This window comes from Streptosporangium sp. CA-115845 (assembly GCF_050943795.1).
Taxonomy (GTDB): Bacteria; Actinomycetota; Actinomycetes; order Streptosporangiales; family Streptosporangiaceae; genus Streptosporangium.
Map to the genome: position 1 here is coordinate 6,722,180 of NZ_CP191988.1, position 22,485 is coordinate 6,744,664.

General features: G+C 71.5%; 19 protein-coding genes. 12 read left to right on the top strand and 7 right to left on the bottom strand.

All coding sequences use genetic code 11. The features are described from left to right. The first annotated feature begins 164 nt into the window (after nt 1-164). From ACQP0P_RS32225 to ACQP0P_RS32255, 7 genes are all read left to right on the top strand, one after another. Nucleotides 165-1,241, top strand: a complete 1,077-nt coding sequence (locus tag ACQP0P_RS32225) for a sigma-70 family RNA polymerase sigma factor (protein ID WP_433361935.1) — start codon at nt 165-167, stop codon at nt 1,239-1,241. Then, a complete protein-coding gene (locus tag ACQP0P_RS32230; protein ID WP_433361938.1) occupies nt 1,238-1,525 on the top strand; it encodes a hypothetical protein in 288 nt (95 codons plus the stop codon). Before ACQP0P_RS32225 ends, ACQP0P_RS32230 begins: the two co-directional genes overlap by 4 nt. 32 nt (nt 1,526-1,557) lie before the next feature. Beyond that, nucleotides 1,558-2,376 (top strand): alpha/beta fold hydrolase, encoded by an 819-nt coding sequence (locus ACQP0P_RS32235; RefSeq protein WP_433361941.1) that lies wholly within the window; start codon nt 1,558-1,560, stop codon nt 2,374-2,376. A gap of 76 nt (nt 2,377-2,452) precedes the next feature. Further along, entirely contained in the window at nt 2,453-2,875 is a 423-nt protein-coding gene (locus ACQP0P_RS32240; RefSeq protein ID WP_433361944.1) for a hypothetical protein, read from the top strand. Between the two features lie 148 nt (nt 2,876-3,023). Continuing rightward, nucleotides 3,024-3,662 carry a hypothetical protein gene (locus ACQP0P_RS32245; protein WP_433361947.1) on the top strand — a complete coding sequence of 213 codons (639 nt, stop codon included), beginning with the start codon at nt 3,024-3,026 and terminating at the stop codon, nt 3,660-3,662. 312 nt (nt 3,663-3,974) lie between these two features. Then, nucleotides 3,975-4,895 (top strand): DNA-processing protein DprA, encoded by a 921-nt coding sequence (locus ACQP0P_RS32250; protein WP_433361950.1) that lies wholly within the window; start codon nt 3,975-3,977, stop codon nt 4,893-4,895. Between the two features lie 177 nt (nt 4,896-5,072). Further along, nucleotides 5,073-5,633 (top strand): hypothetical protein, encoded by a 561-nt coding sequence (locus tag ACQP0P_RS32255; protein WP_433361953.1) that lies wholly within the window; start codon nt 5,073-5,075, stop codon nt 5,631-5,633. 152 nt (nt 5,634-5,785) lie between these two features. Here the strand turns inward: ACQP0P_RS32255 and cutA are convergent, their stop codons facing one another. From cutA to ACQP0P_RS32285, 6 genes are all read right to left on the bottom strand, one after another. After that, entirely contained in the window at nt 5,786-8,194 is a 2,409-nt protein-coding gene (cutA, locus tag ACQP0P_RS32260; protein ID WP_433361956.1) for an aerobic carbon-monoxide dehydrogenase large subunit, read from the bottom strand. Between the two features lie 78 nt (nt 8,195-8,272). Further along, nucleotides 8,273-8,749: a (2Fe-2S)-binding protein gene (locus tag ACQP0P_RS32265; RefSeq protein ID WP_433361959.1), complete on the bottom strand. Its 477-nt coding sequence runs from the start codon at nt 8,747-8,749 to the stop codon at nt 8,273-8,275. Then, nucleotides 8,742-9,611: an FAD binding domain-containing protein gene (locus ACQP0P_RS32270; RefSeq protein ID WP_433361962.1), complete on the bottom strand. Its 870-nt coding sequence runs from the start codon at nt 9,609-9,611 to the stop codon at nt 8,742-8,744. The genes ACQP0P_RS32265 and ACQP0P_RS32270 overlap by 8 nt, the downstream gene beginning before the upstream one ends. Beyond that, nucleotides 9,608-10,987 carry a uracil-xanthine permease family protein gene (locus ACQP0P_RS32275; RefSeq protein ID WP_433361965.1) on the bottom strand — a complete coding sequence of 460 codons (1,380 nt, stop codon included), beginning with the start codon at nt 10,985-10,987 and terminating at the stop codon, nt 9,608-9,610. Before ACQP0P_RS32275 ends, ACQP0P_RS32270 begins: the two co-directional genes overlap by 4 nt. A 274-nt stretch (nt 10,988-11,261) precedes the next feature. Further along, a complete protein-coding gene (locus ACQP0P_RS32280; protein ID WP_433361968.1) occupies nt 11,262-11,483 on the bottom strand; it encodes an RNA-binding S4 domain-containing protein in 222 nt (73 codons plus the stop codon). 90 nt (nt 11,484-11,573) lie between these two features. Beyond that, entirely contained in the window at nt 11,574-13,136 is a 1,563-nt protein-coding gene (locus ACQP0P_RS32285; RefSeq protein ID WP_433361971.1) for a PucR family transcriptional regulator, read from the bottom strand. Nucleotides 13,137-13,326: 190 nt separating this feature from the next. Between ACQP0P_RS32285 and ACQP0P_RS32290 the strand changes: the two genes are divergently transcribed. The 5 genes from ACQP0P_RS32290 to ACQP0P_RS32310 all read left to right on the top strand — a co-directional run bounded on the left by ACQP0P_RS32290 (nt 13,327) and on the right by ACQP0P_RS32310 (nt 20,858). Then, complete coding sequence (locus ACQP0P_RS32290) at nt 13,327-14,211, top strand: DUF2877 domain-containing protein (protein WP_433361974.1); 885 nt, start codon at nt 13,327-13,329, stop codon at nt 14,209-14,211. Then, nucleotides 14,208-15,596: an FdrA family protein gene (locus ACQP0P_RS32295; protein WP_433361977.1), complete on the top strand. Its 1,389-nt coding sequence runs from the start codon at nt 14,208-14,210 to the stop codon at nt 15,594-15,596. Before ACQP0P_RS32290 ends, ACQP0P_RS32295 begins: the two co-directional genes overlap by 4 nt. Before the next feature lie 70 nt (nt 15,597-15,666). Further along, the gene (locus ACQP0P_RS32300) at nt 15,667-17,073 is read left to right on the top strand and encodes a DUF1116 domain-containing protein (protein WP_433361980.1); all 1,407 of its coding nucleotides are present in this window, start codon (nt 15,667-15,669) and stop codon (nt 17,071-17,073) included. Nucleotides 17,074-17,299: 226 nt separating this feature from the next. Next, nucleotides 17,300-19,378, top strand: coding sequence for a protein kinase domain-containing protein (locus ACQP0P_RS32305; protein WP_433361983.1), 2,079 nt, complete (start codon nt 17,300-17,302; stop codon nt 19,376-19,378). Between the two features lie 55 nt (nt 19,379-19,433). Continuing rightward, complete coding sequence (locus ACQP0P_RS32310; RefSeq protein WP_433361986.1) at nt 19,434-20,858, top strand: MFS transporter; 1,425 nt, start codon at nt 19,434-19,436, stop codon at nt 20,856-20,858. Between the two features lie 15 nt (nt 20,859-20,873). On the opposite strand, the gene ACQP0P_RS32315 is transcribed toward ACQP0P_RS32310, so the two are convergent. After that, nucleotides 20,874-22,469 (bottom strand): bifunctional 3'-5' exonuclease/DNA polymerase, encoded by a 1,596-nt coding sequence (locus ACQP0P_RS32315; RefSeq protein WP_433361989.1) that lies wholly within the window; start codon nt 22,467-22,469, stop codon nt 20,874-20,876. Between the last annotated feature and the right edge of the window lie 16 nt (nt 22,470-22,485).

The following is a 22,485-nucleotide window of genomic DNA, read 5'->3' on the forward strand; positions in this document are numbered from 1 at the left end:
AGAGTCGCCGGCCAGTTGTGGTGTAGGCGGCAATCTCGTGGAGCGGCCGGAAGACAGGGTCAAACACCCAGGTCTCTTCCGAGGGGCGCAGGCGATCCGATTCCCTCTGGTGGTGGTGGCCGTCTTATCGTCATCAACACGTGTTGGCGTAGGGGGCGGTAGTCGTGGTCGAGGAGCAAGGCGGGGGCGGTCCGGCGGAGGACACTGCCGTGGTGGGCGCCGCGCTGGCCGGTGACGAGGGGGCGTTCGGAGCGCTCGTCGAGCCTTTGCGCTGGGAGTTGCGGGTGCACTGCTACCGGATGCTGGGCTCCTACGACGACGCGGAGGACATCGTCCAGGAGACGTTCCTGCGGGCATGGCGCCGCCGGGAGACCTATGAGGGGCGGTCGACGTTCCGGGCCTGGCTGTACAAGATCGCGACGAACGCGTGCCTGGACCTGATCGACCGGAACAACCGGCGGGCCGCGCCGTACCGGGTTCCGCCGCTGGTCGAGTCGGGCACGCCGGCACAGCCGCCCGCCGATGTGTCGTGGTTGCAGCCGGTCCCGGATCGGCTGCTGGAGCCGGCCGTCGACGGAGCCGAGGGGCCGGAGTCGGTGACGGTCGCGCGGGAGACGATCGAGCTCGCCTTCCTGGTGGCGATCCAGCGACTTCCCGCCCGGCAGCGAGCCGTGTTGATCACCAGGGATGTGCTGGGCTGGCCCGCCACCGAGACGGCCGCGCTGCTGGGCACCAGCGTGGCGTCGGTGAAGAGCGCGTTGCAGCGGGCCCGGGCGACATTGAAAGAGCACCTGCCCCGGCGGCGCGAGGACTGGGCACCTTCGGCCGAGCCGAGCACGGGCGAGCGCGCGCTGTTGCGACGCTACGTCCAGGCGCATCAGCACGCCGACCTGGGTATGCTCACCGAGTTGCTCGCCGAGGACGTGCGGATGACGATGCCGCCACACCCGGCGTGGCTGGTCGGGCGGGACGCGCTGCTGACCCTTACCGGACAGGTCTTCGACTCCGGCTCGGAGTGGTATCACGGGCGCTGGCGCAGCGTGGTCACCGGCGCGAATCTCCAACCCGCGGTGGCGCACTATGTCGAACACCCCACCACACCCGAGACCAGGGACCTGACCGGGCGGTTCCGCGGCCAGGTGCTGGACGTGCTGCGGATCGACGGCGGCCGGATCACCGAGATCACATCGTTCGCACCACGCCACTTTGCCGCGTTCGGCCTGCCCCTGGTCCTGTCGTGAACGTGCGATTCCGGCGGCGCGAGGTGGTCCTGGCCTGCGGTGAGGTCCGCGACCACGACGCGTCCGCCTGGCACGACGCGATCGTCTGGGTGCGAGGCGGGGAGGTCGAACTCGAGACGACCGATGGCACCAGGCAGCGCTTCGGCGTCGGCGCGATGCTCTGTCTGGCCGGCCTGCCACTGCGCGTGCTGCGCAGCCCGGGACCGGGGGCCGTCACCCTGGTCGCGATACGTCGAAACCAGACCGATTCCTTCTCCTCCCAGGCGCCGTCATACAGCTGTTAACACCACATGACACCTGAGACGGGGCAACGATCATGCGTACCACCAGCGAAACGACGGTCACCTCCCGGGACGGAACCGAGATCGCGTTCGAACGGCTCGGTGCCGGGCCTGCGGTCATCCTGGTGTCCTCGGCGCTGGCCGACCGTTCCGATGCGGGGAGGCTCGCCGGCCTGCTCGCCCGGCACTGCACTGTGATCAACTACGACCGGCGGGGCCGGGGCGCCAGCGGCGACGCCGCCGGGTACGCGGCCGAACGCGAGGTCGAGGACATCGCGGCGTTGATCGACCATGCCGGGGGGTCGGCGTCGCTGTTCGGGAGTTCTTCGGGGGCGGTGCTGGCGTTGCGCGCCGCGGCGGCCGGGCTCGATATCGAGAGACTGGCGCTCTACGAGCCGCCGTTCGTGATCAGCGACGACGGCTTCGGCCCGCCCAAGGACTACGCCCGGCACCTCGACACGCTGCTGGCCACCGACCGGCGCGGCGACGCGGTCAGGTACTTCATGACCAAGGCACAGGGCATGCCCGCGTTCATGGTGACCATGATGCGGCTGATGCCGGGTGTCTGGTCGAGCCTCAAGGCACTGGCGCACACGCTGCCCTACGACGCCGCGGTGATGGGCGACACCCAGCAGGGTAGGCCGCTGGAGGCTGGCCGGTGGTCGGCCGCGACAGCGCCGACCCTGGTACTGACCGGCGGCAAGAGCCCGGCCGGATTCCACAACGCCGCACGGGCGCTCGCCCAGGTCCTGCCCAATGCCGAACACCGCATTCTGCCCGGCCTCAACCACGGCGCCGTGGCCATGGCCCCCAAGAAGCTCGCGCCCGCGCTCGTGGAATTCCTGCACGGCTGAGCCGGGCACCGATTCCTTTCCGGGCGCCATGCCGTCATACAGCTAAACCCAATCGAAGCGTACGAGAGAGGCCCTCATGTCGAACAAGCAGGACACCGCGCTGGCCGAGCTCGACCGGCTCGTCGGCACCTGGAAGGTGAGCGGCGAGGTCACCGGCCAGGTCACCTACTCCTGGCTGGCAGGCCGTCACTTCCTCAAGCAGGAGGTCGATCTCCAGCATGACGGCCGGCACATCACCGGCATCGAGATCATCGGCCGGAACAAGCCGTTCGGCGCCGAGGAACCAGGCGAGGACATCACCGCCCGGTTCTACGGCAGCGAGGGTGAGACCCTCGATTACGTCTACGAGATCAACGGCGACACGCTCACCATCTGGGGCGGCGAGAAAGGCTCACCCGCCTACTACCGCGCCCACTTCAGCCCCGACGGCAACAGCCTGTCCGGGGACTGGATCTGGCCCGGCGGCGGCTACCATGCCGAACAGCACCGCGTCCACTGACTGACACCAGGTCCACAGCCGCGCGCTCCCCCTCCGGTCGAAGAGGTCGATCAGCACATAGGCGATCGAGTGCGAGAATTCACCCGGCGGATGCCAACGCCGATGCGAACACCGCCGCCGGGTCAGCGGTAACAGGGTGAGGAGCGGCATGGCTGATCAGCGTGTGAACGACGTGGGAACGCCTGGACAAGGCCCGGGGGGCAAGGGAGAGCGTGGGGGCCTCGCCTGGGCGGTGACGGAGGTGGCCGCTCCCCAGTACGTCGTGATCGCGCTGCCGCCGGTGACCGGTCTGCTCGCTCACGGGTGGACAGGTGCGATGTGGGGTCTGCTCGCGGCGGCGTTGTGCGCCAGTGTGCCCGTAGGGGTGATCGCGGTCGGTGTGCGGCGGGGCCGCCTGGACTCGATGCACCTGGTCGACCGGAAATCCCGTAGAGGGCCGATGCTCACCGGTCTGATCACGGTGGCGGCCGGCCTGGTGCTGCTCGCCCTGCTGGACGCGCCGGCCATAGTGACGGCCACGGCGGCGGTGATGCTCGGCTGGGTCCTGGTCATGGGTTCGATCACGATGAGGTGGAAGATCTCCTTTCACACGGGGGTGGCCGCCGGGGCGGCGGTCGTGCTGGCGCACGTGCTGCCCGCCGCGGCGACGCTGGCGGTGGGTGCCGCTCTCGTCGGCGTGATCGGTTGGGCGCGGGTGCGGGTATCCCACCACACGCCCACCCAGACCGTCGCGGGTGCGGCGGCCGGAGCGGGCGTGGCGTGGGCGGTACTGACGCTGACGCTCTGACCTCGGTGCTCGTCGCCCACGTCACGCGGCTGGAATCGAGGCCCTCGCGTGTCCCACTTGAGCCCGACACGGAATGGTTCGATACTCCCAAATGCACGCTCGGTGAATGGCCCCTCCCCAGGAGGTTCTCCTAAAGAGCGAGGACGGAGCGCTCATCCTGATAGCCCGGCCCGACCGGGGCAGAGATCGGGGATGCGCGGGAGAGTCACCCACAAAGATCGAAGATCTCGTCAGAGGTTCGAACACTTGTTTTTATGATGGAAATGGTGAGGCTCTGGGGCCGTGCCCCTGTGCACCGGTAGCATCGGGAGCATGGTTCCGGAACTGTGTGAACGTGCCGCTCTGGTGGCGTTGCTGCAGCGCCCCGGGGCCAAGTGGCAGGATGTCGCGATCGAGGTGCTGGAAACGGGCAGCGCGGTAGCCGTGCTGGAGTCCACGCTCAGACTGCAGGACACGCTGTTTCCCGAGACGGATCCGGTGGTGTCCGCCATCGCCGGGGCGGCGGAGACCCTGCGAGGGTGGGAGGCGGCCGGCATCGAGATCCACGCCTGCTTCGATCCCGGCTATCCGAGTCAGCTCCGCAGCATCCACCAGATGCCCCCACTGTTGTTCTCCCGAGGCGCCCTGACGCATGACCGGCGGGCGATCGCCGTGGTCGGCACCCGGCAGGCGAGCGAGCAGGGCCTGCGGATCGCCTCCGCGGTCGCGACGGAACTGGCCCTGAACGACGTGACCGTTGTCAGCGGCCTGGCCAGAGGCATCGACACCGCCGCACACACCGCCGCGCTCAAGGCGCACGGGCGCACGGTGGCCGTCATCGGGACGGGGATCAACCGGTTCTACCCGAACGAGAACCGCGCATTGCAGGAGCGGATCGCCGCTGAAGGCGCGGTGATCAGTCAGTTCTGGCCTGACACGCCGCCGAGCAAACAGAGCTTCCCGATGCGCAACGCCGTGATGAGCGGTTACGCGGCGGCCACGGTGGTGGTGGAAGCGCCCTGGAAGAGCGGTGCACGCATTCAGGCCCGGCTCGCACTGGAACACGGCCGTCCCGTCGTGATGCCCGATCAGCTCCTGGAGCACGACTGGGCACGGGAATATGCGAAAAAACCCGGCGTCCATGTGGTCGCCGGCCTGGAAGAGTTACTCTCGGTGGTGGAGCAGTTGATCTCGGATCTGCACACCGGCCCTGAATCGCTTCCGGAGGCCCACCACCTTGCCTGGAGCAGTTGACCCCTGGAAGCTCGTGCGCGCACGTGTCGCCCAGCAAGCCCACTATCTACGCAATCCACTCAGACCCACGCCCCTGGTCTGTTACGTCTCTGCTGCGGCCCCGCCAACCCCGGCTGGACCCGCTGTTATCCCTGTGACCAGCATCTGAGAGCTGCCCAGTTCCGAGCCGCCGACGTCGTGGTTCCCATCTCCTACGCGATCAAGCGGGCCCAGCACGCCTACGGTCTCGCCGCCTACAAGGCGACGATCCCGTCACCGGAGATCCAGACCAACCTGCTCAACCTTCTGCTGTTCCTCGTCGAGGATCATCTCGGCTGCGTGGCACGGGCGGCCCACATCACCCGGTGGAGCCACGTGGCGGTCGTACCCAGCACGAGAGGCCGGTCGGGTGAGCATCCGCTACGAATGCTGCTCGGCAGTCGGATCGGGCTGCCATGGGTGAATTTTTCCGCCAACCTGAACATCCCATCCGACGTCCGCGAGTTCCGGGCGGACCGGTTCAGCGTGTCGGGCGGGGAGATCGGGGGCGCCCAGGTGCTTCTGCTCGACGACACCTGGACCACGGGATCCCGTATTCAGGCGGTGTCGTACGCGCTGAAGCTGGCGGGTGCGGAAAGGGTCGCGGCCGTCGTGCTGGGCCGTCATGCGAACCCGGAGTGGGATGGCTGGAAGCCGATCCTCCGGCAGATCAAGGACCAACCCTTTCGACTTGACACCTGCCTGGTCCACGAGCATTGACCGACGGTCTTCGAATACGGAGATCCAGGCATGCGCGACCAAGACGGCGGCCACGCCCCTGTCTGCCACATCAACTTCGTCTTACTTATTCCGCGCGCATGACGACCGTGCCCCGGAGTGGCTCGCTTTGGCCTGCGCCGCCTGGCCAAGGGTCAGATTTCGGACGTGGACCGTCCAGTGGCGGCGCGGCGCAGGTCGAAGAGGTCCGACGGGGAGATGGGCATCCGGTCGATCCGGATCCCCTCGGCGTCCTCGATCGCCGAGGCGATCACCGCCGAGACCGGGATGACCCCCGCCTCCCCCGCTCCCTTGATGCCCAAAGGATTGAGCGGCGACGGGGTTTCCAGGTGCGCGGTCTCCACGAAGGGCACCTCGGTGGCGTACGGCATCAGGAAGTCCATGAACGAGGCGTTCAGCAGCTGGCCGTGGTCGTCGTAGACCATCTTCTCGTACAGGGCCCCGCCGACGCCCTGGGCGACCCCGCCGTGGATCTGCCCCTCGACGATCATCGGGTTGATCAGGTTGCCGCAGTCGTGCACCACGGCGTAGCGCAGGATGCGGATCTCCGCGGTCAGCGGGTCGGTCTCCACGATCGCCGCGTGCATACCGGAGGCGAAGGTCGAGCGGATCGGCGAGTAGTAGTCGCGCCCCTCAAGACCCGGCTCCTCCCCCTCGGCCACCGGCGGCCGGTCGAAGGACGAGGCGCCCGCGAACTGGGTCGCCCTGGCCGCCTCCGCGTCGAAGGCGTAGCGCAACGGATTCGACAGCACCGCCACCGTCGCCAGCGGGATCGTGGTGCCGGGGGCGCCGACCACCCGCACCTCCCCGTCGACGATCTCCAGGTCTCGGGGGTCGGCCTCCAGCGCCTCCGCGGCGATCCGCAGCGCCTTCTCCCTGACCTTCCGGCAGGCCAGGGCGATCGCGTTGCCGCTCATCACCGCGGCCCGCGAGGCGAACGTGCCGACCGCGTAGCCGAACCTGCGGGTGTCCCCGGTGACCACCGAGACCCGTTCCAGCGGCACGCCCAGCTCGGTGGCGGCGATCTGCGCGAACACCGTCTCGTGCCCCTGGCCCTGGGAGGTGAGCCCGGTGGAGACGTGCACCCGGCCGTCCGAGGTGACCTGGACGTGCCCGCCCTCGTAGGGGCCGACACCGGTGCCCTCGACGTAGCAGCCGATCCCGATCCCGAGCGTGCGCCCCTCGGCGGCGGCACGGGCCTTCAGCCCGGGGAAGTCGTCCCAGCCGATCAGCTCCTTGAGCAGCCGCAGCGACTCCGGGTAGTCGCCGCTGTCGTAGATCAGCGGGCGGCCGTCCTGGAAGATCAGGCCCTGGTCGTAGGGGAACTCGTCGGGCTGGATGAAGTTGGCCGCGCGCACCGCGGTGCGGTCGGCCCCCAGGTGCTCGGCGATGTGGTCCATGGTCCGCTCCATGCAGAAGACCGCCTGCGGGCGGCCCGCCCCCCGGTAGGGGGTGACCTGCACGGTGTTGGTGTAGATCGAGGAGAACTCGACCCGGTAGGCGCCGATCCGGTACGGGCCGAGGAGCTGGGTGGAGGTGATGATCGGCACGATGATCCCGTACGGCGTGTAGGCGCCGTGGTCGTGCAGGATCTCGACGTCCAGGCCCAGAATCCGGCCCTCGTCGTCGAAGCCGACCCGGACCGACTGCACCTGGGCGCGCTCGTGCGCGGAGGAGATGAAGTGCTCGCGCCGGTCCTCGGTCCACTTGACCTCCCGGCCGAGCGTGATCGCCGCCCACGGGACCAGGATCTCCTCCGGCCAGGGGTGCACGATCTTCACCCCGAAACCGCCGCCCACGTCCGGGGCGACCACCTCGACCTTCGGCAGCGGCAGGCCGAGCTTGGCCGCGATGGCCATCCGGACGCTGGTGGAGGTCTGGGTGCTGGAGTGGACGCGCAGCGAGCGGTCGTCGGCGTCCCAGCGGGCGTGCACGCCGCGCCCCTCCAGCGGCATGGACGCGCTGCGCTCGATGTCGAGCCGGAAGGCCAGCGTGTGCGGCGCGGCGTCGATGGCCTCGCGCGCGCCGAGCCCGGCGGCCGAGGGCACCTCCTGGACCAGATGCGCGCCGACGTTGCCCGGCACGTCGGCGTGCACGAGCTGGGCGGACTGCGTGGCCTCCGCCACCCCGACCACCGGCTTGAGGATCTCGTAGTCGACCTCGATGAGCGCGCAGACGTCCTCGGCGAGGTAGCGGTCGCGGGCGACGACCATCACGACGGGCTCGCCGACGTGCCTGACGATCTCGCGGGCCAGCGGGTACGCGGTGCGGCCGTGGGTCAGCGCCGGATGCGGGATGAGCAGCGGCAGCGGCTCGGCGAGCGCGCCCGGCAGATCCTCCCAGGTGTAGATCGCCACCAGCCCCTCGACCTCGATGGCGGCCGAGACGTCGATGTCGCGGATCCGGGCGTGGGCGTGCGGGGAGCGGACGAACGCCGCCTGCAGCGCCCCCGGCGCCAGGTCGTCGAGGTAGAGGCCGCGCCCGGTCAGCAGCCGGGGGTCCTCGCGCCGCCTGACCGGCTCGCCGAACAGTTTCGTGGTCATGATCGCCTCACCGGGACGTGTCTCCTGCCTCGCCCACCCGAGGGTCCTCCGGAACGCCCGGGGATTCCCCGCGCCCGCTCAAGGCTCCTCCGCCATGATCTCGGCCGCACGGTGGACGGACTTGACGATGTTCTGGTAGCCCGTGCACCGGCACAGGTTGCCGGAGATGCCCTCCAGCACCTCCTCGTCGCTCGGCGCCGGGTTGTCCCGCAGCAGCGCGGTCACCGTGCACAGGAAGCCGGGCGTGCAGAAGCCGCACTGCAGGCCGTGGCACTCGGCGAAGGCCCGCTGCACCGGCGAGAGCGTGCCGTCGGTGCCGGCGAGCCCCTCCACCGTGGTGATGTCGCGCCCGTCCACGGTGACCGCGAACGTCAGGCAGGAGCGGACCGGCTCGCCGTCCAGCAGCACCGTGCAACACCCGCAGACCCCGTGCTCGCACCCGACGTGCGTGCCGGTCAGGCCGAGGTCGTGCCGCAGGCAGTCCGAGAGCAGCCGCCGCGCCGGGACCGAGGCCTGCCTGACCACCCCGTTGACGGTCAGCGTGATCTCATGCATCTACGGCCTCCCTGGCGGCGTCACGGAGTGCCTGCTCGGTGAGGACTCCGGCGAGGTGCCGCCGGTAGGCGGCGGTCGCGTGGATGTCTGCCTCCGGCTCGATCCCGTCCTGCACGGCGCGGGCCGCCGAGGCCCAGTCCGCCGAGTCCGGCGGCCGGTGCCCGACGGCCTCGGTGACGTCGACGAGCACCGGGACGGGGCCGAGGCTCACGCACGCCACCGTGGCCGAGGTGATCCTCAGATCGTCGTCCAGTGCGACCAGTGCCGCGATCCCGGCCAGGGCGTAGTCGCCGTGCCGCCGGGCGACCTCGCGGAAGGCGGTGCCCGAGCGCGGGGGCGGGACGGGGAAGAACGCGGAGACGGCCAGCTCGCCCGGGTCGATCGCCGACTCCAGGGGGCCGATGAAGAAGTCCTCGGCGGCCACCTCCCTGACGGCGCCCGGCCGGGCCAGCCGTACCGAGCCCCGCAGCAGGGCGAGCACGGCCGGCAGTTCGGCGGCGGGGTCGGCGTGGGCCAGGCTGCCGACCACGGTGCCCCGGTTGCGGATCACCGGGTGGGCCACCAGCCGGAGCGCCCGGCGCAGCAGCGGCTGGGCCGCGGCGACCTCCTCGGAGCGTTCCACCTGGGCGTGCCTGGCCAGGGCGCCGACCCGCACTCCGCCAGGCTCGACATCCACGGCCGCCAGTTCGGCCAGCCGGTTGATGTCGACCAGGTGCGCGGGGGCGACCAGCCGCATGTTCAGCAGCGGGATCAGGCTCTGCCCCCCGGCGAGCACCTTGCCGTGCTCCCCGGCCCCGGCGAGGGCGTCGAGCGCCTCGCCGAGGGAGCGGGGGGCGTGGTATTCGAAGGGGGGTGGTTTCACCCGGCGGCCTCTCGTCGCAGCTCGGACACCTCTGCCGGACCGGCGCCGCCCCGTCCGGAGATGGCCCGGAGCAGGTGGTAACCCACCACCACCACGATGGTGCCGAGGGCGATGCCCTCCAGCGTGAAGTCCGAGCTGATCATATGCTTGACCGGGCCGATGGCGAGGATGATTCCCGCCCCGATCGGGACGAGGTTGACCGGGTCCGCGAAGTCGACCCGGTTCTCGATCCAGATCTTCGCGCCGAGCAGGCCGATCATGCCGTACAGGATGACGGTGATGCCGCCGAGCACGCCGCCCGGCGTGGCCGCGACCAGCGCGCCGAACTTCGGGCAGAGGCCGAACAGGATCGCGATGACGGCGGCGATGTAGTAGGCCGCCGTCGAGTAGACGCGGGTGGCGGCCATCACGCCGATGTTCTCGGCGTAGGTGGTGGTCGGGGAGCCGCCGAAGGTGCTGGCCACGACCGTGGCGGCGCCGTCGGCGATGACCGCCCGGCCCATGTACGGGTCGACGTCGGTCTTGGTCATCTCGCCGACGGCCTTGACGTGGCCGACGTTCTCGGCGACCAGCGCGATCACGGCGGGCAGCACCAGCAGTACGGCGGAGAACTTGAAGTCGGGGAAGTGCATGCTCGGCAAGCCGATCCAGTCGGCCGCCGCCACCGCGTCGAAGCTCACCCTCGGGTGCGTGTCGATCGCGCCGGTGCCCGCGTTGAAGGCGGTGATGTTGCCGAAGATCTTGTCGGCCCCCCAGGAGAGGACGAAGCCGATGATCAGGCCGAGCAGGATGGCGATCCTGCCGATGAAGCCCTTGAAGAGCACGATGAGGACGAAGGTGACGGTCATCGTGATCAGGGCCATCCACTGGTCCTGCGGCCAGTAGATGTCGGCGACGACGTACGCCAGGCCGAAGCCGATCAGCATGACGACGGCGCCGGTGACGACCGGCGGGAAGACCCGGTTGATGACCTGCACGCCGAGGAAGTGGACGGCCACGCCCACGAGCGCGAGTACCAGTCCGGCGACGAGGATGGCGCCGGTGACGATCGCGTCGGTGGCGGGCGTGTCACCGCCCATGAGCGCCCGGATGGCGAGCACGCCCCCCACGAACGACGCGCTGGTCCCGAGGTAGCTGGGGACCTTCCCCTTCACGATGAGCAGGAACATGATCGTTCCGACGCCCGAGAACATGATGGCGACGTTGGGGTCGAGCCCCATCACCAACGGGAAGACGAACGTCGCGCCGAACATCGCGACGACGTGCTGCGCCCCGAATCCGACCATCCGCGGCCATGACAGCCGCTCGTCGGGTCTGACCACCTCTCCCGGGGCGAGTGTTCGGCCGTCGCCGTGTTTCGTCCAACCTGCAACCATCAAGCCCCACCTTTCACCGGGCCGTCGGTCGGTGGCCACCCCGCGGGCATCCCTCCGGCGAGTCCCTTACTACCGTTGCGGGCACATTAGGACTGAGTCCAGGCGCGGACATCGTCATGATCTGCCAAATCTAAGCGGCTGACCAGTGAATGCCTCGCGCACCACCAGCGAGAACGCCCGGTGAAGGACACCCGGGACGGCGAAAGATATAGGTATGTGACATAGTCGGCAGCGCGGACGGCCCGCCGGGGAGCCGGGCGGGCCGGGGACGGGATCAGGCTCCGGCGGCGACCACCCGAATCTCGAAGCCGTCGCCGGTCACCACCTGGCCGCTGCGGATCTTGCAGGTCTTGCGGAGCTCGACCTCCCCGTCCACCAGCACGTTGCCGTCGGCGATGAAGTGCTTGGCCTGGCCCCCCGTCTCGGTGACGCCACAGTACTTGAGCAGGTCACAGAGCGGGATGTAGTCGGTTTCCAGCTCGAAGGTCTCGTTCACGCCGAACAGCTTAGGTCCCGCGCGCTCCAGGACGCGGGTGCTCCTTCGGACGCCGGCTCCCGCGCACGTCCGGGACGTGGAGCACCGGCCTCAGATGCCCCTCATCCGCAGGACGTGCAGGGCCAGGGTGAGGTTCAGCCGCAGGTGGGCGTCCTCGGTGAAGCCGCCGAGCATGCGTTCCAGCTTGCCGATCCGGTAGCGCAGTGTGTTGTAGTGGAAGTGCAGCCTGCGCGCCGTCTCCGCCACGTTGAGGTTGGTCTCCAGCAGCACCTGCAGGGTGCGGCGCAGGTCGGCGTTCTCCGCGTCGTCGTCGGAGGCGAGCGGGCCGAGCGTCTCGCGGACGAAGGCGTGCAGCTCGGCGGTGTCGTTGACCAGGGAGAGCAACCGGTAGACGCCGAGCTGGTCGAAGTGCGCGACCGCGCCGTTGCCGTGCAGCTGGCGGCCCACCCGCGCGGCCTTCAGCGCCTGGCCGTACGCCTCGGGCAGCGCCTCGGCACCGACGGCGGTGCGGCTGGCGCCGGTGGAGAAGGTGGCGGGCAGGCACTCGGCGAAGGCCACGGCGGCGTCCTTGGCCAGGCGGTCCGCGTCGACCGCCGCGTCCACGATGGTGACGACCTCGTGGGAGAAGCCCGCCACCGCGCCGCGCGCGTCGTGGCGGCGCATCGCGCCGGTCCAGCAGGTGACCAGCCGGTCCTGGGCGGCGCGCTCGTCGCCCTCCGGGTCGAGCTCGGCCACCAGCACGGTGACCGGGCGCTGCAGGTCCCAGCCGAAGGCCCTGGCCCGGGAGGAGACCCGCTCGGAGCCTCCCGCCCTGCCGGTGAGCACGTCGCGCAGGAAGTCTGCGCGGTACTTGCTCTCGACGGCGTTGACCGCCTCCTGCCGGGTCACCACCAGCGCGGCGACCGTGGCGGCACGTTCCAGAATGCCGACATCGCTGTCACCGATCGAGCCGACGGGACCGCAGGCGACGATCCTGCCGTGGTGGTGGCCGCCCGCCACCACCGGCACCGAGGTGTGGCGGGAGTCGGGGGCGCCGCGCAGCGCGGACACGTGCTCGACCGGCCCGGCCGAGGCCAGCACGTGGCCCGTCCCGTCCAGCACCGCCACGCCCACGTCAAGCAGCCCCGCCACCTCGGCCGTCACCTCGCGTAGCCCGCCCCCGGCGAGCACGACCTGGACCAGCGCCCGGTGCGCCTCCTCCGCCCTGGCCAGCACGACGGCCTGGCGGTTGAGGATGTCGGTCAGCACCTGGTTGAGGATGTCGTCGAAACCGACGTCGTCGGGAAGCTGGATCAATGGGAAGCCCAGCCGGTCGGCCTGCTCCACCATCTCCTCCGGCAACTCGTCGAGGTAGCGGCCGAGCTTGATGGCCAGCGCGGCCAGACCGCGCTCGTCGAGGTCGGCCACCAGCCTGCCGAGCGACTGGGGGGTGTTGCGCAACGGGTAGCCGGTGGTGAGCAGCAGCTCGTGCGGCTTGACCCAGGCCAGGACGTCGGGTACCTCCATCACGTTGAGCCGCTGCACCACCCGGTCCAGGCCCCGCTCTCCCGCGATCAGCCGGGCTCCCGCCAGCGTCGAGACGCCGAGGACCTCGCCGACGGCGACTCCGTGAATGATCGTTCCGGTACTCGCCGGCCGTACGGGAGGTTCCATGAGGTAATTGTGACCGATAGACCCGTCTGTCAGGAAGAGCCAACCTTTGGGCTGACTGTTGGCAGCTTTATCCGTACGGCCTGCGTCCACGCCCGTTCTACCGTACGGCTCAATGGATGGGGGAGTCCGTGAGCGAGCGAACCGCTGGAGAGAGCACCTTCACACCCACGGGGCCTGCCGAGGAGCGCTCATGAGCGTTGGAACGCGCCCGAAGGCGCGGCACGTGCACGTGCGGACACACGGGACCGGCGCGGCCAGCACGACCCTGCGCCGGGTGCTGGAGGCGCCTCGCCGCCCGGCGCGGGTGCTGGCGGCCTTCCCCTCCGGCGTCTACCTTGAGGTACGCACCGAGCTGGAACCGCAGGTCATCGCGGTGGTGACCGGGCAGGCCACCCGCCTGCCCAACGCCATGGTGGTCAGCGACCCGATGCCTCAGGTCGCGGTGGGTGACGAGGCGTGCGTCGGCGACGGCTCGATCGATATCGGGCGGCTCAGCCTGCGGGCCCACCGCTGGTGGAATCCGGCCCCGCCGCTCGGCGTCGTGAAGGTGGCGGAGCTGGTCCGCTCGCTGCCCGCGATGGCCGAGCTGTGCGAGCGGTCTCCGAGGCGGTCGGGGCTGGAGGGCAACGGTGCCGCCGGCCTGCTGGCCCAGGGGTGCGCCGAGGGCTCGCTGCTGAAAAGCGTCGTGGCCGCCGAGCAGCTGGTCGGTCTGGGCCCCGGGCTCACGCCGAGCGGTGACGACGTGCTCGCGGGACTGCTGGTCGCGCTGCGCCACCTGGGCGGCGCGACGGGGGCCGGCCGCGCCGTCTGGCTGGCCGACTGGCTGGCCGCCGCCGTCACCTTCGACGTACGGGGCAGGACCACCCCCATCTCGGCGGCGCTGCTGCACTGTGCCGCCAGGGGCGAGGGCAGCGGTGAGGTCCTGGCCGTGCTGCGGGGCCTGGCGGGGCGGCAGTCCCTGGAGCCGGCGCTCCGCCGCCTGCTCCAGCTGGGCCACACCTCAGGGGCCGACCTGGCATGGGGGCTGCGCATCGGGCTCGCGGCGGTGATCGATCTGGAAGGCAGGGGCAATTGAGCACTGATGTGGTCCGGGTGCGCACCGGGGCCTACCACGACTCCGTGAGCCTGATGCGGGTCAGCCGGACGGCGGCCGCGTTTCCCGGCGTGGAGGTCGCGGTGGTGGCGATGGCCACGGAACTCAACCTCGGGATCGCCGCCGAGCTGGGTTTCGACCTCCCCAAGGCCGGTCCCGCCGACCTGCTGATCGCGCTGCGCGGCGGCGAGGCGGACACCCTGGAGGCCGCCCTCGCGGAGCTGGACGGGTTACTGACGGGACTCTCCACCCCGCCGGCCGGCGGCGCCGCCGTCGAGCACCCCCCGCACACGGTCCGTGCCGCGGCCCGCGCACGCGCCGCCACGCTGGCCCTGGTCTCGGTCCCCGGGCCGTACGCGTTCGCCGAGGCGCTGGACGCGGTCGAGGCCGGCCTGTCTGTGATGATCTTCAGCGACAACGTGCCGGTCGAGCAGGAGGTACTGCTCAAGCGACGCGCCGCCGAGCTCGGCGTGCTGGTCATGGGCCCGGACTGCGGCACCGCGGTGATCGGCGGAGCCGGTCTCGGATTCGCGAACGTCCTGCGGCCGGGCCCGGTCGGTCTGGTGGCCGCCTCGGGGACCGGTGCCCAGCAGGTGGCCTGCCTGCTGGACCACGCGGGAGTGGGGGTCTCCCACGTGCTGGGCGTGGGCGGCCGTGACCTGTCCGCGGACGTGGGTGGGCTGTCCACCCTGCGCGCCCTGGAGGCCCTCGACGCCGACCCCGCGACCGAGCTGATCGTCCTGATCTCCAAGCCTCCCGCCCCCGAGGTCGCGCGGGCCGTCGCCGAGACCGTCGCGAAGCTCGGCACTCCGATCGTGACCGCCCTGCTCGGCCCCGGCCAGGACGACCTGACCACGGCGACCGAGACCGCCCTGCGCGCCCTCGGCGCCCCGGTCCCCGCCTGGCCGTCCTGGCCCGCCCCCGGCACGGCGCGGGAGCACGCGGGAGGCCTGCGCGGCATCTACTCGGGTGGGACGCTCTGCGTGGAGGCGCGGCTGATCACCGGAAGCGGGGAGTTCACCGACTTCGGCGACGACGCCTACACGGTCGGCCGGGCCCACCCGATGATCGACCCGACGCTCCGCCTGGAGGCCCTGGCCGAGGTGCCGCCGGGCGAGGTCGTCCTGATCGACGTGGTCCTCGGCCACGGCGCCGACCCCGATCCCGCCGCGACGCTCGCGCCCGCGATCGCCGGGGCCGCCGCGAGAGGGGTCACGGTGATCGTCGCGTTGGTCGGCTCCGAGGGCGACCCGCAGGGACTGAACGCGCAGGCCGAGGCCCTGAACTCGGCGGGCGCCGCGGTGTTCACCTCCAACGCCCAAGCCGCGGGACACGCCGCCGAGGTCGCCGCGGGGATCGCTCGTTGACCGCCGTCGGACGCCGGGGAGCGGCTGCCCTCTCCCCGGACGTCACCGTTCCTCGCTCAGGAGTTCACCCATGACGCTGACCATGCTTTCCGGCGAGCCGGAAGTGATCACGGTGGGGGCCGGCGTGCTCGACGAGGCGCTGGACGCCCAGGCCGTCCCCCGGACGCGGGTGGACTGGCGCCCGCCGATGCCCGGTACCGAGGCCGATCTGGCCCGGGTGCTGGCCGACCCGCGCAGGGGCCGCGCCAACGAGACGGCGGTGGGCCGCCTGGTCTCCGCCCGGCCGCAGCTCGTCGGGGTGCGGCCCGCGCACGAGGTACTCGACCTGCCGAAGGGCACGTTCCTGCACGCGGGGCCGCCGATCGAGTGGGAACGGGCGTCGGGTCCGATGCGGGGCGCGCTCATCGGGGCGATGCTGCTGGAGGGGCTGGCCGCCGACGCCGCCGACGCCGAGGAGCGGCTGGCTCGCGGGCAGGCGCGGCTGGACTCCTGCCACCACCACCGGACCGTCGGACCGATGGCGGGCGTGGTCACCCCGTCGATGTGGATGTTCGAGGTCCGTGACGCCGAACACGGCGGCACCGCCTACTGCTCGCTCAACGAAGGGCTGGGCAAGGTGCTGCGCTACGGCGCGTACGGCCCGGAGGTGCTGAGGCGGCTGCGCTGGATGGCCGAGGTGCTCGGCCCCGTGCTCCAGGCCACCCTGGAGCGGAGCGGTCCGCTGGACCTGCGGGCGCTGACCGCGCAGGCCCTGCAGATGGGCGACGAACTGCACAACCGCAACCGCGCCGCCACCTCGTTGCTGGTCCGCGAGCTGGCTCCCGAAGTGGTGGAGGCCGCTCCCGGCCATGCCGCCGAGGTGCTCCGCTTCATCAACGGCAACGACCACTTCTTCCTCAACGCGGGCATGGCCGCGTGCAAGGTCAGCGCGGACGCCGCGCGGAACGTCCCCGGCTCCACGATGATCGTCGCGATGGCACGCAACGGCACGGACTTCGGGGTCCAGGTCTCGGGGCTGGGCGATCGCTGGTTCACCGGCCCCGCGGGCGTGCCGGACGGTCTCTACCTCGGCGCGTACGGTCCGGACGACGCCAATCCCGACATCGGCGACTCCACGATCACCGAGACGGCCGGCCTGGGGGGCTTCGCGATGGCCGCGGCCCCGGCGATCGTGCGGTTCGTCGGTGGCGACGTCTCGGACGCGATGGCGGCCACCCGCTCCATGTACGAGATCACCCTGGCCGAGCATCCCGCGTACCAGATCCCGGGGCTGGACTTCCGGGGCACGCCGGTCGGCGTCGATGTCACGCTGGTCGCCAGGACGGGCCTGCTGCCCACCGTGAACACCGGTATCGCCGGCCGGGTCGCGGGGACCGGACAGGTCGGCGCGGGTCTGGTCAGCCCGCCCGCCTCGGCTTTCAGCACGGCGCTGGCCGCGCTGGCCGAGGCGGCCGATCATGGAAACGGATCGGTTTAGCGTGATCCCTTGGCTATTGGGAACGGGCGAAGCTGACAATTCACCCGCCCGCCGGTAACATTCGGCGACGTCAGGGCGCGGACACACGTTCAGTGATCCGATAGAACACCGATCACCGACAAATGCCGTCACGCGCTTTCTCCGTATGCCAACTTCCATTGTCGAATGACATCCCGATATCGTGTCCAGCCTTACAAAAAGGGCTGGTTGTGGGGAACGGGGTACGATGACCGATCGCTTGCTCGGGAGAAACCCCCAGGGGCCTGAGGGTGGCGATTCCGCCGGAGCCACACCGGAGGGCCAGGGCAGGCTGGTGGGCAGGCGCTACCGTCTGGTGTCGCCGGTGGGCCGTGGTGGGATGGGCATGGTGTGGCACGCCCACGACGTCCTGCTCGACCGGGACGTCGCGGTCAAGGAGCTGATCCTCCCCTACGGACTCGACCACGCGGGCAAGCAGGGGGCGCACCGGCGGATGCTCCGCGAGGCCCGCTCGGCGGCCCGGCTCAGCCACCCCGGCATCGTCACGGTCCACGATGTCGTCGAGGAGGACGGCCGCCCCTGGATCGTGATGGAGCTGGTCCGCGCCTGGTCGCTTGAGCAGGCCGTACGGCAGAGCGGACCGCTGCCCGTGGTCCAGGCCGCCGAGATCGGCATCCGGGTGCTCGACGCGCTCCGCCACGCCCACGCCGCCGGGATCATGCACCGCGACGTCAAACCCGGCAACGTGCTGCTGACCTCCGACCGGGTGGTGCTCACCGACTTCGGCATCGCCGCGATAGAGGGCGACGTCACGATCACCCAGACCGGCCTGCTGATGGGCTCCCCCGCCTACATCCCGCCGGAGCGGCTGTCGGGCCAGCAGGTCACGCAATCCTCCGACCTGTGGTCCTTCGGTGCCACGCTCTACGCGGCGGTCGAGGGCCGGCCCCCCTACGAGGGTCCTGACGCGGTGGCCGTGCTCGGCGCGATCCTCACCCAGGAGCCCAACCGCCCCCAGCGGGCCGGCGCCCTGATCACCGTCATCGAGGGCCTGCTCCGCAAGAACCCCGCCGACCGGATGAGCGCCGCCCAGGTGTCGGATCTGCTGGACCGGGTGCTGCGCAGCCACGGCTCCAGCGCCCCGAACCGCACGCCCAGCCCGTCGCCCTCGTCGATGCCGGTCCCCGGCGACTCCATTCCGATGCACCTGATGCCCCCGCTGGACGTGCCGCCGGGGCCGATGCCCTCCCGGATCATCGAGACGCCCTCCGGCCCGATCCGGGTGCCCTACGACCCCGCCGCCGACTCCTCGGGCGGCCACGCGCTCCCCTACGACGCACTCGCCGGCCCGAGCGGGGGCCACCGCGCGGACCTGCTCTCCCTCCCCGGGCACTCCTCAGCTCCCAGGTCCGCGCAGACCGGCGGGCACCAGCGCGGGTACGACGCGCTGCGCACCCCGGCGACCGGACCTGACGGCAACCCGTTCGACGCGCTGACCAGCTTCTCCGGCGACCTTCCCGGCGTCCCGCCGTCCGCACCACCGCGCGATGGGCGGAGCGGGGCCGCACCCTGGCCGATCCCGGGGCCCACCCCGGCCCCGCAGGAGCAGGCCCCCTCCGACGCCGTACGGAACTCCCAGGCCCTGACCTCACCCGGCAGGGCCGGGACACGCGCGGGCACGCGCCGCGCTCCGGAGCGCGAGGGCGGCCGGTCGCGCGGCAGCGGCCCCGACAGCCGTCTGCTGGTGCTCGGCGGGGGCGGCGTGCTGGCCATCGTGGCCGCCGTGCTCATCGCCCTCCTGCTCGGCGACGACTCCGGCACCGCGAACCTCACGGGCCCCTCGGCGGCGATCTCCGCACCCGCCGCCCCGGGGACGTCCTCCGGGGCCGACGAGGAGATTCCCGACGGCTTCACGTCGGCGAGCGCCGCCGGGGTCTCCGGCGCGGTGCCCGGCGACTGGACCGTGAAGGCCGGCCCCAAGGGAACCGTCACCTTCTCCGGGCCGAAGGGCGGCGGGCAGAACATCGTCGTCGTCGAGGTACCGGTCGAGGACCCGGTGACGGCACTCGGCAAGGCGAGCAAGAAGGGCCTGGACGAGTACACCGAGGTGGGCGTGACGGCGGTGGACTATCGCTCGTGGAAGGCCGCGGACTGGGAGTACACCTACGTCCAGCCCAACGGCGTCCCGATGCACGGGCTGACGCGCTATGTCGCCGTCAACGGCCAGACCGCCTACCAGATCACGTTCAGGGTGCAGGATCTCGACTGGGAGAAGAACTCGGAGATCCTGGGCACCTTCTTCGCCACCTTCAGCTCCGCCGACTGAGCCCGCCCGCGAGACGACTTCCCGGTCCGGTCACGAGTGATGACAGACTTCACTCATGACCGCCGACACCACGCCCCCCGACATCTCCGATGCCCGCAGTGACGGCGGTGAGCGGATCTCCACGGTGCAGCGGCGGACGCTCGCCGTCCTCTCCGCCGCCCAGATCAGCGGCGGGATCGGCGTCGCCGTGGGACTCGCCTTCAGTTCGGTGACCGTGAGGGATCTCTCCGGCTCCACGACGCTCAGCGGGCTGGCCGGGACCGCGACGGTGCTGGGCGCCGCGCTGCTGGCGCTGCCCACCGCCAGATCGTCCGGCCGGGGTGGCCGGCGGGCCGGGCTCACCCTGGCCTACGGGTGCGCCCTGATCGGCTGCCTGGTCTCGCTGCTCGCCCTCACCATGGGTTCGTGGCCGCTGCTGCTGGCCGGGCTGGTGCTGTTCGGCGCGGCCAGCGCGGGCAACCTGGCCTCCCGCTACGCCGCGACCGACCTGTCGGCGCCGGGGCACTCGGCCCGGCACCTGTCGCTGGTGGTGTGGGCCACCACCATCGGGGCGGTCACCGGCCCGAACCTGGCGGGGCCCGCCGAGCGGTTCAGTGCCGGGTTCGGCCTGGCACCGGGTAGCGGCCCGTTCGTCCTCGCCCTGCTGAGCTTCGCGATCACTCTCGGCGTCATCCTCCTGGCCCTGCGCCCGGACCCCCTGCTTCTGGCCCGCTCCGCGTCCCCGCCCCCATCCCTGCCCCCGGATACCGCTTCGGACGGCACCGCTTCGGACGGCACCGCTCCGGACGGCACCGCCCTGGACGGCACGGTCCCGGAGGCCGCGTCACCCGCTCCCGGAGAGCGGCCGGACCCGGGATCCACTCCCCCCTCGGCCACGGCCACGGCCCCGGAGAAGGGCGAGGGCACGTTCCGCGCCGCCTGGCGGGTACTGCGTGCGACCCCCCTGGCGGGGCGCGCGCTGGCCGCGATCGCGGTCAGCCACACCGCCATGGTGTCGATCATGTCGATGACCCCGGTCCACCTGGACCACGGCGGCTCGACGTACACGGTCATCGGTATCGTGATCAGCCTGCACATCGCGGGAATGTACGTGCTGTCCCCCGTGGTCGGCTGGCTGGCCGACCGGGCCGGACGGACACCGGTGCTGGTGCTGGGGATGGGCCTGCTGCTGACCTCCGCCGTCCTCGCGGGCGGGGCCGGGACGCACGATGTCACGCGGGTCGCCGCCGGGCTGATCCTGCTCGGCCTCGGCTGGTCCTGCGGGCTGATCGCCGGCTCGGCGATGCTCAGCGAGGCGGTGCCGCTGGCACACCGCACCTCCGTGCAGGGCCTGTCGGACCTGCTGACGAACCTCTGCGGCGCGACCGGAACCGTGGCCGCCGGGGTGATCGTCGGCGGTCTTTCCTACGGCGCGCTCGGCGTGGCCGTCGGGGTCATGGTGACGATCACCGGCGTCTGGCTGGCCCTGAGCAGGAACTGACCCGCCAGGCGGAGCTCACTTGGCGTCGGCGTAGCACCGCACCTGGACCGCCTGCATCGGGAAGCGGACGGGAGTCGATCCGAACAGCAGCCGGCTCGCCTCCTCCGCCGCTCTGCCGACCGCCGCGACGACCTCGTCGGCCTGCTCGGCCGGGCAGTGCACCATCACCTCGTCGTGCTGGAAGAACACCAGCCTGGCCGGGTCGGGCAGCAGGCCGCGCAGCACCGCCATCAGCGCGAGCGCCCACTCGGCCGCGGTCGCCTGGACCACGAAGTTTCTGGTGAACCGGCCGCGGTCGCGGGCCGCGCGGCCTCCCTCGGGACCCGAGACCAGCTTTCGCCAGCCGGCCGAGGGCGGCGGCGAGGTGCGGCCCAGCCAGGAACGGACCACCTTGCCCTCCTCCCCCGCGCGGGCGGCGTCCTCCACGAACTGGTAGGCGCGGGGAAAGCGCCGGCGCATCACGGCCAGCAGCTTGGGCGCGTCTCCGCTGGTGCCCCCGTACATCGCCGACAGCATGGCGATCTTGGCGTTGTCGCGCTCGCCGCCGAACGCCTGCGCCAGCGCCTGGTAGAGGTCGATCTGCCCGGCCGCCTTGGCCAGGCCGCCGTCCCCGGCCATGGCGGCCAGCACCCGCGGTTCCAGCTGAGCCGCGTCGGCGACGACCAGCGCCCAACCGTCGTCGGCCACGATGACCTTGCGCATCAGCTTGTGGATCTGCAGGGCGCCGCCGCCGTTGGTCGCCCAACGGCCCGTCACCACGCCGCCCACCACGTACTCGGGCCGGAAGCGGTGGCCTCGGACCCACTGGTCGGCCCAGGCCCAGCCGTGGAAGCTGTAGAACCTGGCCATCTCCTTGTAGGCGAGCAGGGGTGCGACACCGGGGTGGTCGACCTGCCTGATGTCGTGGGCCCTGGTGGAGGAGACGGGCACGCCCGCCGCCTTGAACGCCCTGACGATCTGCTGCGGAGAGTCGGGGTTGAACGGGGTGCCGAAGGCCGCCGCCACCTGGTCGGCCAGGGCCTGGAGCTTGACGGGCCGCATACCGTGCACCGGGCGCGGGCCGAGCAGGCCCGTCAGCAGCTCGTCGTGCACGTCCTCGCGCCAGGGCATGCCCTCCCTGGCCATCTCCGCGGCGACCAGCGCCCCGGCCGACTCCGCGGCGACCAGCAGCCGGAACCGCCGCGGGTCCGCGGTGGCCTCGATGCGCCGCAGCTGGTCGGCGTGGACCTCGGCGACCAGGTCCGCGTCGGGTGCCGGCGCCTCCTCCTCGAAAAGGGTGGCCTGCCGCGCCTGGGGTCCCTGATGGTCGTCCGGCACGGGGAGGCCGCGCAGCCTGGCGTGGGCGGCCCTGGCCGAGCGGGGCTCGCCGAACCGTCCCTCGTGGGCCAGGAGCAGGCTCTCGGTCAGCGCCAGATCGTGGCAGCGCGCCAGCCGCACGCCGGCGGCGAGCAGCGCGGGATAGACCTCCCGCGTGTCGGCCCAGACCCAGCGTGGCCGCCGGGCCTCCAGCTCGCGGACCGCCGAGACCAGATCGGCGACGGCCACGGCGGACTCGCCGTCCACGCGCAGAACGCCCCCACCGCCGGGGGCGGCCGCGACTGACACGTTCATACGCCAACAGTGCCAC

Coding starts and splice junctions, on each gene's coding strand:
- ACQP0P_RS32235 (WP_433361941.1), top strand. CDS start 1,558: ATGCGTACCACCAGCGAAACGACGGTCACCTCCCGGGACGGAACCGAG.
- ACQP0P_RS32240 (WP_433361944.1), top strand. CDS start 2,453: ATGTCGAACAAGCAGGACACCGCGCTGGCCGAGCTCGACCGGCTCGTC.
- ACQP0P_RS32245 (WP_433361947.1), top strand. CDS start 3,024: ATGGCTGATCAGCGTGTGAACGACGTGGGAACGCCTGGACAAGGCCCG.
- ACQP0P_RS32250 (WP_433361950.1), top strand. CDS start 3,975: ATGGTTCCGGAACTGTGTGAACGTGCCGCTCTGGTGGCGTTGCTGCAG.
- cutA (WP_433361956.1), bottom strand. CDS start 8,194: ATGACCACGAAACTGTTCGGCGAGCCGGTCAGGCGGCGCGAGGACCCC.
- ACQP0P_RS32265 (WP_433361959.1), bottom strand. CDS start 8,749: ATGCATGAGATCACGCTGACCGTCAACGGGGTGGTCAGGCAGGCCTCG.
- ACQP0P_RS32275 (WP_433361965.1), bottom strand. CDS start 10,987: ATGGTTGCAGGTTGGACGAAACACGGCGACGGCCGAACACTCGCCCCG.
- ACQP0P_RS32285 (WP_433361971.1), bottom strand. CDS start 13,136: ATGGAACCTCCCGTACGGCCGGCGAGTACCGGAACGATCATTCACGGA.
- ACQP0P_RS32290 (WP_433361974.1), top strand. CDS start 13,327: ATGAGCGTTGGAACGCGCCCGAAGGCGCGGCACGTGCACGTGCGGACA.
- ACQP0P_RS32300 (WP_433361980.1), top strand. CDS start 15,667: ATGACGCTGACCATGCTTTCCGGCGAGCCGGAAGTGATCACGGTGGGG.
- ACQP0P_RS32305 (WP_433361983.1), top strand. CDS start 17,300: ATGACCGATCGCTTGCTCGGGAGAAACCCCCAGGGGCCTGAGGGTGGC.
- ACQP0P_RS32310 (WP_433361986.1), top strand. CDS start 19,434: ATGACCGCCGACACCACGCCCCCCGACATCTCCGATGCCCGCAGTGAC.
- ACQP0P_RS32315 (WP_433361989.1), bottom strand. CDS start 22,469: ATGAACGTGTCAGTCGCGGCCGCCCCCGGCGGTGGGGGCGTTCTGCGC.